This window comes from Pseudoclavibacter sp. VKM Ac-2867, from assembly GCF_015351275.1.
GTDB lineage: Bacteria > Actinomycetota > Actinomycetes > Actinomycetales > Microbacteriaceae > Pseudoclavibacter.
The window spans coordinates 1-15,171 of the sequence record NZ_JADKSL010000013.1; the positions used below are offsets into that span (position 1 = coordinate 1).

Below are 15,171 nucleotides of genomic sequence, written 5' to 3' on the forward strand. Positions count from 1 at the left end.
TCGGCATCAACGTCCCCATCCCCGTCCCCGTCGCCTACTACTCCTTCGGCGGCTGGAAAGACTCCGCCTTCGGCGACTCCAAGGCCTACGGCCTCCAGGGCTTCCACTTCTACACCCGCGAGAAAGCCGTCACCAGCCGCTGGCTCGACCCCGCCAAGCACGGCGGCATCAACCTCGGCTTCCCCGAAAACGACTAGACAGCTCAGCACTACGAGCTGCCCCACCACGACCATTCACCAGAAAGACTCACGAGCAATGTCCTCACACACATCAGCTACCCCTCGGGACGCTGCGGAGAACACCTGGTTCAGGGCCCGCGGAGCCCTCTCGCGAGACGGCTGGGAGAGCGTTGTCGATGCGACGCTCCCCGGCTGGGAACACACGGGCATCCGAGTCGCAGACCTCTCCGATGGTGTGCGCCTCGAGCTGCCCGCAGGCGACATTGAGCGAATGGTCATCCCCCTCCGCGGAGACGCGTCCCTCGAGCTCGACGGGGCGGATGCGCCCGCATCCGTCGAGCTCGAGGGCCGTGCCTCGGTCTTCGACGGGCCCGCGGACGTCGCCTACCTCCCCGTCGGCACCAGCGCCGTGGTCACGGGACGCGGCAGGGTCGCGGTCGCCGAGGCGCCGACAACCCAGGTCTTCCCGTTCCAGGTGCTCCGCAGGAGCGACGTGCCGGTGGAGCTCCGCGGTGCCGGTCGTTCGAGCCGTCAGGTGCAGAACTTCGGCATCCCCGGCTCGCTGCAGGCTGCCAAGCTCATCGTGTGCGAGGTCATCACACCGGCCGAGAACTGGTCGTCGTACCCGCCCCACAAGCACGACGAGCACCACCCCGGCCACGAGAGCCGCCTCGAGGAGATCTACTACTTCGAGAGCGAGCCCACGAAGAACGCCACCGTGCCAGAGGGCGCTGACGCCTTCGGCATGTTCGCGACCTACACGTCGCCGGCGGGCGAGATCTCGATCAACGAGATCGTGCGCACAGGAGACATCGCCCTCGTCCCCTTCGGTTACCACGGCCCCGCCGTCGCGGCCCCCGGCTACGACCTGTACTACCTGAACGTCATGGCGGGCCCGGACGAGGCACGCGAATGGCTCATCAGCGACGACCCCGCCCACGGCTGGGTGCGCGAGCAGTGGACCTCCCAGGAGTTCGACTCCCGCCTGCCGTACGGCACCGAGTAACCCGCCAGGCTTCTCCAAGCAACCAGCTCCACCAAAAGGAAATGACGCAGATGTCAACCAAGCGAATGACCGTCGGCCAGGCCCTCGTCGAGTTCCTCGGCAAGCAGTACACCGTCGACGGCGACGTGCGTGAGCGCACGATCCCAGGCATGTTCGGAATCTTCGGCCACGGCAATGTCGCCGGCATCGGCCAGGCTCTCAAGCAGGCCAACGTCGAGGACCCGAGCCTCATGCCCTACTTCCAGGCGCGCAACGAGCAGGCGATGGTGCACCAGTCGGTGGGCTACGCGCGCATGCGCCGGCGCCGCGCGACGTACGCGAGCGCCGCATCCGTCGGACCCGGCGCCGCCAACATGCTCACGGGCGCCGCACTCGCCACCGCGAACCGCCTGCCCGCGCTGCTCCTGCCGAGCGACACGTTCGCGACGCGCGTCGCCGACCCCGTCCTGCAGCAGCTCGAGTTCCCGCACGACACGGGCATCCAGGTGACGGATGCGTTCCGTCCCCTCTCCCGCTTCTTCGACCGCGTGCAGCGCCCAGAGCAGCTGTACTCGATCGCGCTCGCCGCCATGCGCGTCCTCACGGACCCCGCCGAGACCGGTGCCGTGACGATCGCGCTGCCCGAGGACGTGCAGGCGGAGCTCATCGACGTGCCGCTTGCCTTCCTCGAGGAGCGCGAGTGGCACATCCGTCGCCCCCTCCCGGAGGCCGGCCCGCTCGCGCGCGCCGTCGAGGCGATCAGGAACGCGAAGAACCCGATCATCGTCGCCGGCGGAGGCGTCATCTACTCGGGTGCCGAGAACGAGCTGCGCGCCTTCGTCGAGGCCACCGGCATCCCCGTCGGCACGAGCCAGGCTGGCGGCGGCGCCCTCGACTGGGACCACCCGCAGTACCTGGGCGGCATCGGCGCGACCGGAACGACCGCCGCGAACCGCCTCGCCGCGCAGGCCGACGTCGTCATCGGCATCGGCACGCGCTACAGCGACTTCACGACGGCCAGCCGCACGGTCTTCCAGAACGACGGCGTGCGCTTCGTCAACATCAACGTCGCCGCGTTCGACGCCTACAAGCACGGCTCGCAGCTGCCCGTCATCGCGGATGCGCGCGAGACGCTCGTGAAGCTCATCGGGGCCCTCTCCGGCTTCCGCGTGAGCGACGACTACTCGCGTCAGATCGCGGGCCAGAAGACCGAGTGGGATGCGGCTGTCGACCTCGCGTTCGAGCCGAGCGGCCTCGAGCTGCCCGGCCAGTCCGAGATCATCGGCGCCGTGCAGGAGTCCAGCGACCCCCGCGATGTCATCGTCCAGGCGGCGGGATCGCTGCCGGGCGACCTCCACAAGCTGTGGCGCGTCCGCGACCCGCTCGGCTACCACGTCGAATACGCGTTCTCCTGCATGGGCTACGAGATCGCAGGAGGCATGGGCGTGCGGCGTGCTGCCCCTGACCGCGATGTCATCGTCATGGTCGGCGACGGCTCGTACCTCATGCTCCACACGGAGCTCGTCACCGCAGTCGCCGAGGGCATCAAGATCATCGTCGTGCTCATCCAGAACCACGGCTACGCCTCCATCGGACACCTCTCCGAGACGGTCGGCTCCGAGCGCTTCGGTACCTGGTACCGCGCCTTCGACGAGGCGGGCTCCAACTTCCAGGGCGAGCAGATCCTCCCGGTCGACCTCGCGGCGAACGCCCGCAGCTACGGGATCGACACGATTGAGATCGAGCCGAGCACGAACGCCATCGGCGAGCTGCGCGAGGCGATGGCGAAGGCCAAGGCGTCCGACACCTCCACGCTCATCCACATCAACAGCGACCCCCTCCTCTACGCCCCCGACGGCGAGGGATGGTGGGACGTACCGGTCGCCGAGACCTCCACGCTCGACTCCACGAAGAGCGCGCGTGAGGACTACCTGGAGCAGAAGGCCGCGCAGCGGCCGCTGCTCGGCTGACCGACCCGCCGCAAGCACTCCTCCAACCGCACACGAACGACCCTCTACAGAAAGCAGACGACGATGTCGCAGAGCATCCGAATCGGGACCGCACCTGACTCCTGGGGCATCTGGCTCCCCGACCACCCCGGCCAGATCCCGTGGCAGACGTTCCTCGACGAGGTCGTCAAGGCCGGCTACACGTGGATCGAGCTCGGCCCGTACGGCTACCTCCCCACCGACCCCGACCAGCTCTCCGATGAGCTCGAGTCGCGCGGCCTCAAGCTCTCCGCGGGAACCGTCTTCACGGGCTTCCACAACGAGGACGAGAGCCAGTGGCAGCGGGCCTGGGATCAGGCCATCGCCGTCGCGGGCCTCGCGTCGAAGCTCGGTGCCGAGCACCTCGTGACGATCCCCGACATGTGGCGCGACGACATCACGGGCCAGGCCAAGGAGGCACGCACGCTCGACGCCGAGCAGTGGAAGCGCCTCGCAGCCGGGCATGACCGTCTCGGCAAGGCGCTCCTCGAGGAGTACGGCGTCAAGCAGCAGTTCCACTCGCACGCGGACAGCCACGTGGGCACGTACCGCGAGGTCGAGCGGCTCCTCACCGAGACCGACGCCAGGTACACGAACCTCTGCCTCGACACGGGCCACTTCTCCTACTACGGCGGCGACAGCCTCCGTCTCATGAACGCGTACCCCGAGCGCATCGGCTACCTGCACCTCAAGCAGGTCGACCCGGACAAGCTCTTCGACGTGCTCAAGAACGACGTGTCGTGGGCAGAAGCAGCCGCCGACATGATCATGGTCGAGCCCCCCAACGGCATCCCGGAGCTCGGGCCCATCGTCGCCCGCGCCGCAGAGATCGACCCGAACATCTTCGGCATCGTCGAGCAGGACATGTTCGGCTGCTCGGCCGACCGCCCGTACCCGATCGCCGAGCGCACGCTCAAGCACATCTGCGGCTCCACGCCCGCGGCCCGCGCCAAGTAGCACCTGAAGAAGAGGAACCATCACCATGACTTCAACTGACCTCCGCGTCGGCGTCGTCGGCGCCGGCCTCATGGGCGCCGACCACATCGCCCGCATCACGAAGCGCATCAGCGGCGCGATCGTCTCCGCCGTCATCGAGCCCGATGAGGGACGCGGCACCGCAGCCCTCGAGAATGCCCCGGGTGCGCAGTGGTTCACGAGCATCGAAGACGCCATCGCGGCGAACGCCGTCGACGCCGTCGTCATCGCGACGCCGGGCAAGTTCCACGAGCCCGTCCTCCTGCCCGCCCTCGCGGCGAAGCTCCCCATCCTGTGCGAGAAGCCCCTGACCGCCGACTCCGCGTCCTCGCTCCGGGTCGTCGAGGCCGAGATGGCCGCATCCGACCGGCCCCTCATCCAGCTCGGCTTCATGCGTCGGTTCGACGCGGAGTACGCCCGCCTGCGCGAGATCATCGCCTCTGGCGAGGCCGGCGAGCTCCTCGCGCTTCGCGCGGTGCACCGCAACCCCGACGTGCCCGAGTCGTACACGCAGGACATGCTCATCAACGACTCGGTGGTGCACGAGCTCGACGTCATCCCGTGGCTCGCGGGCAGCGAGATCCGCAGCATCGAGATCAAGTACATGCGCCGCAACCCGAACTCGCCGGAGCGACTGCGGGAGCCGATCCTCGTGCTCCTGGAGCTCGAGAACGGCATCCTCGTCGACGTCGAGATGAACGTGAGCATCAAGTTCGGCTACCAGGTCGCGACCGAGGCCGTCTTCTCGAACGGCCTCGCGCGAATCGGCCAGGCCAACGGCGTGCAGACCTGGTCGGACGGCGCGTTCGCGAAGGAGGAGCACCGCTCGTTCGTGACCCGCTTCGCTGCGGCCTACGACGTGCAGATCCAGCGCTGGGTGGACGCGGTCGCCCGCGGCACCATCGACGGCCCTGACGCGTTCCACGGCTACCGCGTGGCCCTGGCCTGCGAGGCGGGCGTCAAGGCGTTCGACGGGGGCATCGTCGAGGTCCAGCAGGTCGAGCGCCCCGCGTTCTACGACAAGGCATAAGGAGTCATCATGGTTCGCATCGCCCTGGACCCGACGCCGTTCCACCACGACGCCGGCTTCCTCGACTTCCCGGATATCGCTGCCCGCCTGGGTTACGAGTACCTGCAGATCACGCCGCACCCCGACTTCTCGTGGTTCTTCCGCCACCCGTCGGCCGACGACGAGTACGCGCTGAAGTTCAAGAAGCGCGCAGCGGATGCCGGCGTCACGATCCCCGCCATCCTCCCGGTCCAGCGCATCTCGGGCCCAGAAGAGGCGGGTCGCCTCGCCGCGGTGCGCAACTTCACTCGCGTCATCGAGCTCGCCTCGATCCTGGAGATCCCCGTGATCAACACGGAGTTCAGCGGTGAGCCTGCACAGTTCAACGAGTCAGAGGACGCCTTCCACCGTTCGATGGAGACGCTCCTGCCGATCCTCGAGCGCGAGGGCATCCAGCTCAACATCGACCCGCACCCCAACGACTTCGTCGAGGACGGGCTCGAGGGGTGGCGCGTCATCCGCGGGCTCAACAGCAAGAACGTGGGCTTCGTGTACGTCGCCTCGCACACCTTCCACTACGGCGACCGCGCGACGACGCTGCTCCCCGAGCTGGGCGAGCGCCTGGGCGCCGTCTACACGGCGGACACGTTCGACCATCACCGCTCGCACGGGCTGCGCTACATCTCGAACCCTCCGGGCAACGAGGCGCGCATCCACCAGCACCTGCGCATCGGCGACGGCGATGTCGACTTCGCGGAGCTGTTCACGACGCTGAAGCAGATCGGCTACCTCGACCGTGAGGACGCGCTCATCGTCTCGAACGTCTTCGCGGAAGACGAACGGGCCGACGAGGTCTCGAAGTTCCAGCTCGAGAAGATCCGGGAGCTTGTCGCCTCCTCCTGACACCGTGTGGCCCCGCAGCTCTGAGCTGCGGGGCCACACGCTCTTGCAGAATATTTGTCAGGACATATTCACATCACGTCATTCTTCGGTTACCATCAAGACACGCGTTCGCAGAAAACGCGCCCCCGCAGCACCCCCGCACAACCCCGCTCCACCTCGCAGCATCCATGACAAGGACGTCCAAATGGCCTCATCGCACCCGGCGGGCCCCACCGCCGAGAAATCACTTCCGCCCCTCACAGCTGGGCCGCACCGTTCGCGGCTCGGGCTGATCTCGATCGTCGCGTGCTTCGGCGGTCTCCTCTTCGGCTACGACACGGGTGTCATCAACGGCGCACTGAACCCGATGACCGAGGAGCTCGGCCTCACGCCACTCACCGAGGGCGTCGTCACCAGCTCCCTGGTCTTCACAGCCGCCATCGGCGCCATCTTCTGCGGCCGCCTCTCCGATGGCTGGGGCCGCCGCAAGACGATCATCATGCTCGCCGTGCTCTTCTTCCTCGGCACCGTCGTCGTCGTCTTCACCCCGAACTTCGAAGTGCTCGTCGTCGGCCGCATCCTCCTCGGCCTCGCCGTCGGTGGCGCATCGACGGTCGTGCCGGTCTTCCTCGCCGAGCTCGCCCCGTACGAGATCCGCGGGTCCATCTCGGGTCGCAACGAAGCAGCCATCGTCATCGGCCAGCTCTCCGCGTTCGTCATCAACGCCATCCTCGGCAACACCCTCGGGCACCTCGACGGCGTCTGGCGCATCATGTTCGCCATCTGCGCCATCCCGGCGATCTGCCTGTTCTTCGGCATGCTGCGTATGCCGGAGTCGCCGCGCTGGCTCGTCGAGAAGGGCCGCGACGCCGAGGCCCTCGAGGTCCTCAAGACCGTCCGCTCCCCCGAGCGCGCCGAGGCTGAGCTCGCTCAGGTCGAGAAGGTCGCCCTCGAAGAGGGTCAGGAGAAGCAGGTCGGCTTCAAGGCCATCCTCGGCAACAAGTGGCTCCGCCGCATCCTGCTGGTCGGCATCGGGCTCGGTGTCGCGCAGCAGCTCACGGGCATCAACTCGATCATGTACTACGGCCAGATCGTGCTCATCGAGTCGGGCTTCGACTCGAGCGCGGCGCTCATCGCCAACATCGCCCCCGGCATCATCGCCGTCGTCGGTGCCTTCATCGCCCTCTCCTACATGGACAGGTTCGACCGCCGCAAGACGTTCATCATCGGCTTCTCGCTCACGACGGCCTGCCACCTGCTCATCGGCTTCTCGTCCATGATCCTCGAGCCGGGCAACCCGCTGCGCCCCTGGGTCATCCTGTTCCTCGTCGTCGCCTTCGTCGGCTCGATGCAGACGTTCCTCAACGTGGCCGTCTGGGTCTACCTCTCCGAGGTCTTCCCACTGCACATGCGCGGCATCGGCATGGGGGTCTCGATCTTCGCCCTCTGGGTCGCGAACGGCTTCATCTCGCTGTACTTCCCCTCCGTGGTGGATGCGCTCGGCATCACGGGCACGTTCTTCGTGTTCGCGGGAGTCGGCGTGCTCGCGCTCCTCTTCGTCGCGACGCAGATCCCCGAGACTCGTGGACGCACGCTCGAGGCGCTGGATGAGGACGTCACGACCGGAGCGATCTTCCTCCCGACCGCGAAGAAGTAGCACTCCCGCTGCACCATCGAGCGATGGGCTCGGCCGAATCGGCCGAGCCCATCGCTTGTCTCGTCGCGTGCGGCGCAGAGCCGAGAATTGTGTAACAATCAGCCCATGACACCGCTCCTGCTCGTCCTCTTCGCCGCGGTCTGCTTCGGCACGACCGGGACGGCGCAGGCACTCGGCGCGCCCGAGGTGAGCGCGTTCTCGCTGGGCTCCGCTCGCCTCGCGCTCGGCGGCACGCTCCTCGGCGCCTGGGCACTGTTCGCCGCGCTGCGCCGCCAGGGCGCCCACGGAGGCCCCCCGCAGCCCACGCCGGACTCCGCCCGGATCCGCCGCCCGAATCGTGCCCATCTCGGACTCATCGCCCTGGGCGCGCTCGGCGTGCTCCTCTACCAGCCGCTGTTCTTCGCTGGGACGGCGGGCAGCGGCGTCGCCGTCGGCACCGTCCTGGCGCTCGGATCAGCCCCGGTCATCACCGGCCTCCTGCAGTGGGGGCTCGAGCGCCGCTTCCCCGGCCTGAGCTGGGGCGTCGCGACCGCGATCGCCATCCTCGGCGTCGCCCTCATCGCTGCCGCCGGGGCAGGGGATGCCGGCGGCGCGAACCTCGGCGGCATCGCAGCGTCGGTCGGCGCCGGCGCGAGCTACAGCATCTACACCCTCTCGGCGAAGGCGCTCATGAACCGGGGAATGAGCTCCGGCAGCACCATGGGCATCGTCTTCGGCGTCGCTGGCGTCGCCAGCATCCCCCTGCTCCTCGTGAGCGGCGCCGAGTGGATGCTCACGCCGGCCGGCCTCGCGACCGCGGCGTGGCTGGGCGTCGTCACCACCACCGTCGCCTACCTCTGCTTCGGCGCCGGGCTCGCGAAGCTGCAGGCCGCGACCGTCTCGACACTGACGCTCGCGGAGCCACTGACCGCGAGCATCCTCGGGCTGCTCGTGCTGCGAGAGCAGCTCGCCGGTCTCGAAGCCCTCGGCCTCATCGTGCTCGCGGCGGGGATCGTGGTCCTCGTTTTCGGCGCGACTCGGGCTCGCACACGCAGTGGCGGTCCGCTGCCCGCACGTGCAACGGACGCGAGCCAGGACCCGGCGGGCCGACGCGCGCGATGAACCACCAGAAGCCCCATCCCGAGGCCGCCGCGCTCACGCCGCGGCCGACCGCGTCGGCGAAGCTCGCGGCGACCCTCCGCGACCGGATCCTCGAGGGAAGCTACGTCCGCGGCGAATCGCTGCGCGAGGAGCACCTCGCCGCCGAGTTCGGGCTCTCGCGGCACACGGTGCGAACGGCGCTGGCCACCCTCGCGTCCGAGCGCCTCGTCCACTCAGCTCCCTACAAGGGAGTCGAGGTCACGAACCTCGACGACGCCGAGATCCGCGCCATGCAGGATCTGCGCTGCGCGCTCGAATCCGAGGCCGTGCGCATCCTGAACTCCCGCCACCCGGACGGCTGGCCGGACGAGGTGCGGGCGCCGATCCTGGCTCAGATCGCCCGGCTGCGGGAGCTCGAGGTGACCGATGCACATTCGTGGCGGCAGCTTGAAGCAGCTCACGCGGCCGTGCACCAGGCGATCATCGATACGGCCGGGAGCCCCCGGATCAGCGAGACTGCGCGCTCGCTCGAGAGCGAGGTGAGGCTCCTGCTCGCGGGAGCGCACGAGCACTACGGCGCCAAGGGGCTGGCCGAGGACCACGAGCGCTACCTCACCCTGCTCGAGCACGATGGCCCAACGGCGGTGCGCGCCCACCTCGACGCCCTCACGGCACATCTGCTTGCTGGCTCCCCCATCTGAGGCGCCCTCCGACGCCGAACCACAGCGACATCCGCACGAGAAGGGCGCGCCCGTTCAGCGTCGACGCAGAATCCCCACGCGGATGCACACGGGGCACGCACGCGAGAGACGCCGAACGGGCGGGCCGATTGCTCGGACCGCCCGTTCGGGATGCTGCGTGTGAGGCGCTGACTACTGGCCGGAGGACCAGCTGGCGCGACGCGAACCGCCGCGCTCGCCACCACGCGAAGGCGCGGCCGGCGAGGAGGTGCCGGCACGACGCGGACGAGATTCTCCGCGACGCTGGCCCTGAGCTGCGCCTTCGCCTGCCTGTCCGCGCGCTGGACGCGACGCGGACGAGCCCTGCGAGGAGGACGAGGCTGCACGACCGCGGCCGCCGCCGTTGCCGGAGCCGCCACGAGCTGCGCCACCGCGAGCAGGAGCAGCGTCGCGCTTGCGACGAGCGTTCGCTCCCTGCGACGTGCCACGGCCCTGGCTGACCTCGACGTTGCCGGATCCCGGTCCGCCCGGAACGGGGCGCACGGTCGGCGCGACTTCGCCGATGAGCTCGTTCACGAACGGCGAGTTGACGTTCGCACGCTGCGGGGTGACGCCGATCTTGGCGCGACGCAGCAGCATCTCGGTGTCCTTGCGCTGGCTCGGGAGCATGAGCGTGACGACGTCACCCTCGGAGCCCGCGCGGGCGGTGCGGCCGGAGCGGTGCAGGTACGCCTTGTGCTCGGCGGGCGGGTCGACGTGGACGACGAGCTCGATGGCGTCGACGTGCACACCGCGGGCGGCGACGTCGGTCGCGACGAGCACGTTGACCTCGCCACCGGAGAAGGCCGCGAGGTTGCGGTCACGGGCGTTCTGCGACAGGTTGCCGTGCAGGTCGACGGCGGGGATGCCGGACGCGGTCAGCTGCTTCGCGAGCTTCTTCGCCTGGTGCTTGGTTCGCATGAACATGATGCGACGGCCCTTGCCGCTCGCCAGCGCGTGGACGAGGGCGGTCTTCGCCTCAGGCGTCTCCGCCTCGTACACGTGGTGCGTCATGGCGGCGACGTGCGAGTTCGACTCGTCGACCGAGTGGAGGATCGGGTCGCTCAGGAACTTCTTCACGAGCTTGTCCACGCCGTTGTCGAGCGTGGCGGAGAAGAGGAGACGCTGGCCGGACTGCGGCGTCGCGTTCATGATGCGCGTGACGACGGGCAGGAAGCCGAGGTCGGCCATGTGGTCGGCCTCGTCGAGCACGGTGACCTCGACGGCATCGAGGTTCACGATGCGCTGCTTCATGAGGTCGTCGAGGCGGCCGGGGCAGGCCACGACGATGTCGACGCCGTTGCGGAACGCGGTCTCCTGGGGGCGCTGCGAGACGCCGCCGAAGACGGTCGTCACGGTGAGGCCGGCGGCCTTCGCGAGCGGCTCGATGACCGCGGCGACCTGGGTCGCGAGTTCACGGGTCGGGAGCAGCACGAGGCCGAGCGGGCGGCCCGGGCGGCGCTTGCCGCCGGACACTGCACCGGCGAGGCGTGCGACGAGCGGGATGGCGAACGCGAGCGTCTTGCCGGAGCCCGTCTTTCCACGGCCGAGGACGTCGCGACCCGCGAGGGTGCTCGGAAGCGTGGACTGCTGGATGGGGAAGGCTTCGTGCTTGCCGGCTGCGTCGAGCACGGTCACGAGCGACTTGGGGACGCCGAGTTCGGCGAAAGTTGAGGTGGTTTCCGTCATATGGAGGTCATGCCTTTCAATCGGCACGCAGAGAACGCACAACACTCGTGTGCTGCGCTCTTGCGGCGATGATGCGGGCGAATGTGCCCGTTCGCCGCAACTCGTGAAATCGTGCCGAGGCAGAAAAGGTGCCCTCGAACAACAAACGGTACGACGATCGTGGGAAATAGGACCCACAAGCTGTCGACCCTAGCACGCCGAGCGCCTCCCGACCAGGGGGACGGCCCACTCGCGGGGGTTTCGGCGCTCGTCCAGGACGCATTTATTAGAATCACCGTGCGCATGCACAGGGGCGGACGCCCATTCGCCCATGCCTGAGAAACGGTGACGAGATGAGCAGAGACCTGACGACGATCGTGTGCGACGGCTTCCGAGCCGCGTTCGAGCGAGAGCCCCTCGGAGTCTGGTCGGCACCCGGCCGGGTCAGCATCATGGGCGACCACACCGACCTGCAGGATGGCGTCGGGTACGCCTGCGCGATCCCCCTGCGCTCCAGCGCGGCGATCGCGCCCCGCGACGACGGGCGCATCCGCATCGTCACCGACCTCTCGCCGGACGAGGCGGTCACCGACCTGCGATCGATCGCCTCGGAGATCCCCGCACGCGACTGGCGCGCCTACCCGCTCGGCGCGGTCGCCAGCATGCTCCGCTTCGCTCGCGAGAACCCGCCGGAGGGCACGCGCGGCGACGGCGACGAGACCGACCCCGGAGTTCCCTTCTTCCTGGGTACGGGCCTCGACATCTTCCTCACGACGGACGTGCCCGTCGGCGCCGGACTCGCCTCCTCGGCATCCGTCTGCGCGACCATCAGCACCGCACTCAACGACTTCTGGGGCCTCGGGATGAACGTCGAGGAGCTCGCCGAGATCGGGCGCCAGACGGAGGCGGACATCGTCGGCGCGCCCAGCGGCCTGAGCGACCACATCACCGTGCACGCCGCGCGGAGCAATGAAGACGTGTTCTTCGATGCTCGCGGCTCCGACGTCTCGATCCTGCCTGCGCCGAGCTCCGTCGATTCCGGCTTCGTGCGCGTGCTCATCGACACCAAGGAAGCGCACCGCAACTGGTCGGCCGAGTTCGCGCAGCGGGCAGACGACTGCGCCCGCGCGGCCGAGACCCTCGGGTTCCAGACGCTTCGCGAGGTGCGGCCCGCGGAGCTTGACGCAGCGGCCGAGCGGCTCGACGACACCGTGTTCAGGCGCGCACGGCATGTGGTGTCCGAGATCGCCCGCACGCTCGAGTTCACGAAGCTCATGCGTACCGGAGAGGCGCCCGAATCCCGGAACCATCTCCTTGCAGAATCGCAGGTGTCGCTTCGCGAGGACTTCGAGGTCTCGACGCCGCGCATCGACTTCACCGTCGAGCTGGCCACCTACCTGGGCGCGGCGAGCGCCCGCATGACCGGCACGGGCCTCGGCGGCTCGGTGTTCGTCATGCATCCCGCAGACAAGTTCGACGAGCTGCGCGAGAGCGTCTTGGGAGCGTACGCCGAGCAGGGGTGGGAAGAGCCGCTCGTGCTGGCTTTCGAACCCGCTGCTGGGGCGCGTCGAGACCGCTGAGTCACAGCCGCCTGGCACTCGTGCTGGCTCGTAGCTGGAGAACCGGTGGCGGCCTCAGGTGTTCGTGGCGGTCGCCGCGGTCGCCGTCGAGCCGCGCACGGTGAGCGTTGGCTGGATGACCTTCCGGGCCGCCCGAGACGGAACCCCTGCCGCCCCGTCGCGTGCAGCCGTCCGCACCCCCTCGATGCGGGCGAGCAGGAGCTCAGCCGCGGCCCGACCGACCTCGGCGCTTCGGTCATCGACCGAGGTGAGCGAGAGGTGGTCGAAGCCCGCGAGGTGCGAATCGTCGTAGCCCACGATCGACACGTCCGAGGGAACGCGCAGGCCGAGCTCATCAAGGGTTCCGAGCACACCGAGCGCCATGACGTCGTTCGCCGCGAAGACGGCGCTCGTGGCGGGCCAACGCTCGAAGAGCTCTCGTGATGCGCGGCGCCCCTCGCCCTGGTCGGTTGCTCCCGAGCCGCCGATGACACGCGGCTCGAGCCCCGCGTCGCGCATGGCGCGCTCGTAGGAGCGCCGCCGGAGCTCGGCGGCGCGGCCGGTTCCCGTGACATGGCCGATCTGCGTGTGCCCGAGGTCGCGAAGGTGCTCGACGGCGAGCCGCGCGCCGGCTTCGTCGTCGTTCGCGACGAGGTCGGCGCCCGCCGGCACGATGGCACGATTGCCGGCGACGACCGTCGGCACGGGGAACCCCTCGGCGGGAACCGCGTCGACGTCGCCGCCGATGACGAGCCCCTCGACACCCGCCGCCAGGAAGCCGCTGATGGGCGACTGCTCGAGGTGCGCGTTGAGGTTCGCGTCGGCGACGGTGACGTGGAAGCCCGGCGCGTCGAGCACCGCCTGCATCCCCTCGAGCAGATCGACGAACCAGGGGTTCCGGAAGTCGTCGATCATGACGCCGATGGCACGTGTGCGGTTTCCGGCGAGTGCCGTGGCGGCCCGGCTCGGCAGGTACCCGAGCTCCTGGATCGCCGCGCGCACCGCTGCTCGCTTCTCGTCGCTGACGCGAGTCGAGTTCTGCAGCACGAGCGAGACGAGAGATTTCGAGACTCCGGCGCGTTCGGCGACGTCGTAGATCGTCGGGCGCTTCTGGCGCGGGGAAGGGGGCATTCGACACTCCGGACGACGATCGTTTGACAGGACATTGTTTCATGACCTACCTTCCAGTGTAGCGCTCCAACACCGTCGTCGGTCGCCTGCGCTCACCCAACACAGCTCTCGCAGAAACACAGGAGAACCAATGACAAAGCCACTGGGCGTCGCCGTCATCGGCGCAGGCATGGCGGGCCGCGCACACGCCGCCGCCTACCGCGTCGCATCCACCCTCTACAGCCCCACGCTGCCGGAGATCCGCCTCGTCTCGATCGGAGACGTCAACCCGGAGTTCGGCGCACTCGCCGCCAAACGCTTCGGCTACGAGCGCACCGACTCCTCCTGGCAGGCCATCGCGGCAGCCGACGACATTGACGTCGTCAGCGTCGTCATCGCGAACTCGCTGCACCGCGAGGTCGTCGAGGGGCTCCTCGCCGCCGGCAAGCACGTGCTCTGCGAGAAGCCGCTCAGCGACTCGATCGAGGACGCCCACGCCATGGCAGCAGCCGCCGAGCGCGCGGACTCCATCGCCCGCATCGGCTTCACCTATCGCCGCTCCCCCGGCATCGCGTACATCCGCCAGCTCATCCAGGACGGAACACTCGGCAAGCTCCTGCACTTCAGCGGTCGCTACTGGACCGACTACGCGTGCAGCCCGACCGCGCCCATGAGCTGGCGCTTCAAGGGCGGCCCCGGCAGCGGCGCCCTCGCCGATGTCGGAAGCCACATGACCTATATCGCGGAGTTCCTCGGCGGCGAGATCCAGGAAGTCAGCGGCGGCACCCTCAGCACGGTCATCCACGAGCGGCCACTCCCGCTCGGCGCGGTGCTCGGGCACGACCACGCAGCGGTCAGCGACACGTTCGAACCCGTCGAGAACGACGACTACGCGGCGTTTTCGCTCAAGTTCACCCAGGGTGCCGGAGCCATCGAGGTCTCCCGAGTCGCCCGAGGCCACGCGAACAGCCTCATCTTCGAGGTGTTCTGCGAGAACGGCGCCGCCCGCTACGACCAGCGCCGCCCCTCCGAGATCGAGCTCTTCCTCAACGACGCCCCATCCGCCCAGAACGGGTACCGCCAGATCATCCTCGGCCCGGAGCATCCCTATATCGCCGGCGGTCTCGCGATGGACGCCCCCAGCGTCGGCTTCGGCCAGAACGAGGCCTTCTCCTACCAGGCACGCTCCTTCCTCGAGGAGGTGGCGGGGATCTCAGAAGAGGACTCACTCCCCCGCTGCGCGAGCTTCGAGGAGGGAATCCACAACATGGAGCTTCTCCACGCCGTCGCCGAGTCGGCCGCGGCGGACGGCGCAGCCGTCCGCATCTCCCCCACCAGCACACGCAAGAACGGAGCATGA

Annotated in this window: 12 protein-coding genes and 1 pseudogene; 11 read left to right on the top strand and 2 right to left on the bottom strand. The window is 68.8% G+C overall.

What is annotated here, in order from left to right; translation table 11 throughout:
• From ITJ67_RS13020 to ITJ67_RS13060, 9 genes and pseudogenes are all read left to right on the top strand, one after another.
• A pseudogene (locus tag ITJ67_RS13020) lies at positions 1-197 on the top strand (methylmalonate-semialdehyde dehydrogenase (CoA acylating)); the annotation flags it as partial.
• A gap of 58 nt (positions 198-255) precedes the next feature.
• Entirely contained in the window at positions 256-1,185 is a 930-nt protein-coding gene (iolB, locus tag ITJ67_RS13025) for a 5-deoxy-glucuronate isomerase (protein WP_194677942.1), read from the top strand.
• A gap of 50 nt (positions 1,186-1,235) precedes the next feature.
• A complete protein-coding gene (gene iolD, locus ITJ67_RS13030) occupies positions 1,236-3,134 on the top strand; it encodes a 3D-(3,5/4)-trihydroxycyclohexane-1,2-dione acylhydrolase (decyclizing) (protein ID WP_228502823.1) in 1,899 nt (632 codons plus the stop codon).
• Between the two features lie 63 nt (positions 3,135-3,197).
• Positions 3,198-4,109 carry a sugar phosphate isomerase/epimerase family protein gene (locus ITJ67_RS13035; RefSeq protein ID WP_104240651.1) on the top strand — a complete coding sequence of 304 codons (912 nt, stop codon included), beginning with the start codon at positions 3,198-3,200 and terminating at the stop codon, positions 4,107-4,109.
• Positions 4,110-4,134: 25 nt separating this feature from the next.
• Complete coding sequence (locus tag ITJ67_RS13040) at positions 4,135-5,157, top strand: Gfo/Idh/MocA family protein (RefSeq protein WP_104341549.1); 1,023 nt, start codon at positions 4,135-4,137, stop codon at positions 5,155-5,157.
• 9 nt (positions 5,158-5,166) lie between these two features.
• The gene (locus tag ITJ67_RS13045) at positions 5,167-6,039 is read left to right on the top strand and encodes a sugar phosphate isomerase/epimerase family protein (RefSeq protein WP_104332248.1); all 873 of its coding nucleotides are present in this window, start codon (positions 5,167-5,169) and stop codon (positions 6,037-6,039) included.
• A 163-nt stretch (positions 6,040-6,202) separates the two neighbouring features.
• Positions 6,203-7,675: a sugar porter family MFS transporter gene (locus ITJ67_RS13050; protein WP_194677996.1), complete on the top strand. Its 1,473-nt coding sequence runs from the start codon at positions 6,203-6,205 to the stop codon at positions 7,673-7,675.
• A gap of 105 nt (positions 7,676-7,780) precedes the next feature.
• Entirely contained in the window at positions 7,781-8,776 is a 996-nt protein-coding gene (locus tag ITJ67_RS13055) for a DMT family transporter (RefSeq protein ID WP_194677944.1), read from the top strand.
• Positions 8,773-9,456, top strand: coding sequence for a GntR family transcriptional regulator (locus ITJ67_RS13060; protein WP_194677945.1), 684 nt, complete (start codon positions 8,773-8,775; stop codon positions 9,454-9,456). Before ITJ67_RS13055 ends, ITJ67_RS13060 begins: the two co-directional genes overlap by 4 nt.
• A gap of 171 nt (positions 9,457-9,627) precedes the next feature.
• On the opposite strand, the gene ITJ67_RS13065 is transcribed toward ITJ67_RS13060, so the two are convergent.
• Positions 9,628-11,163, bottom strand: a complete 1,536-nt coding sequence (locus ITJ67_RS13065; protein WP_104298495.1) for a DEAD/DEAH box helicase — start codon at positions 11,161-11,163, stop codon at positions 9,628-9,630.
• A 332-nt stretch (positions 11,164-11,495) separates the two neighbouring features.
• On the opposite strand from ITJ67_RS13065, the gene ITJ67_RS13070 reads away from it, so the two are divergent.
• Positions 11,496-12,722: a galactokinase gene (locus ITJ67_RS13070; protein WP_194677946.1), complete on the top strand. Its 1,227-nt coding sequence runs from the start codon at positions 11,496-11,498 to the stop codon at positions 12,720-12,722.
• A 54-nt stretch (positions 12,723-12,776) separates the two neighbouring features.
• Here the strand turns inward: ITJ67_RS13070 and ITJ67_RS13075 are convergent, their stop codons facing one another.
• Positions 12,777-13,832 carry a LacI family DNA-binding transcriptional regulator gene (locus tag ITJ67_RS13075; RefSeq protein ID WP_194677947.1) on the bottom strand — a complete coding sequence of 352 codons (1,056 nt, stop codon included), beginning with the start codon at positions 13,830-13,832 and terminating at the stop codon, positions 12,777-12,779.
• Between the two features lie 130 nt (positions 13,833-13,962).
• Between ITJ67_RS13075 and ITJ67_RS13080 the strand changes: the two genes are divergently transcribed.
• Positions 13,963-15,171, top strand: coding sequence for a Gfo/Idh/MocA family protein (locus ITJ67_RS13080; protein WP_194677948.1), 1,209 nt, complete (start codon positions 13,963-13,965; stop codon positions 15,169-15,171).

Bases quoted from the DNA above. Each gene is read 5' to 3' on its own strand.
- iolD (WP_228502823.1), top strand. From the start codon at position 1,236: ATGTCAACCAAGCGAATGACCGTCGGCCAGGCCCTCGTCGAGTTCCTC.
- ITJ67_RS13055 (WP_194677944.1), top strand. From the start codon at position 7,781: ATGACACCGCTCCTGCTCGTCCTCTTCGCCGCGGTCTGCTTCGGCACG.
- iolB (WP_194677942.1), top strand. From the start codon at position 256: ATGTCCTCACACACATCAGCTACCCCTCGGGACGCTGCGGAGAACACC.
- ITJ67_RS13035 (WP_104240651.1), top strand. From the start codon at position 3,198: ATGTCGCAGAGCATCCGAATCGGGACCGCACCTGACTCCTGGGGCATC.
- ITJ67_RS13060 (WP_194677945.1), top strand. From the start codon at position 8,773: ATGAACCACCAGAAGCCCCATCCCGAGGCCGCCGCGCTCACGCCGCGG.
- ITJ67_RS13045 (WP_104332248.1), top strand. From the start codon at position 5,167: ATGGTTCGCATCGCCCTGGACCCGACGCCGTTCCACCACGACGCCGGC.
- ITJ67_RS13065 (WP_104298495.1), bottom strand. From the start codon at position 11,163: ATGACGGAAACCACCTCAACTTTCGCCGAACTCGGCGTCCCCAAGTCG.
- ITJ67_RS13080 (WP_194677948.1), top strand. From the start codon at position 13,963: ATGACAAAGCCACTGGGCGTCGCCGTCATCGGCGCAGGCATGGCGGGC.
- ITJ67_RS13040 (WP_104341549.1), top strand. From the start codon at position 4,135: ATGACTTCAACTGACCTCCGCGTCGGCGTCGTCGGCGCCGGCCTCATG.
- ITJ67_RS13070 (WP_194677946.1), top strand. From the start codon at position 11,496: ATGAGCAGAGACCTGACGACGATCGTGTGCGACGGCTTCCGAGCCGCG.
- ITJ67_RS13075 (WP_194677947.1), bottom strand. From the start codon at position 13,832: ATGCCCCCTTCCCCGCGCCAGAAGCGCCCGACGATCTACGACGTCGCC.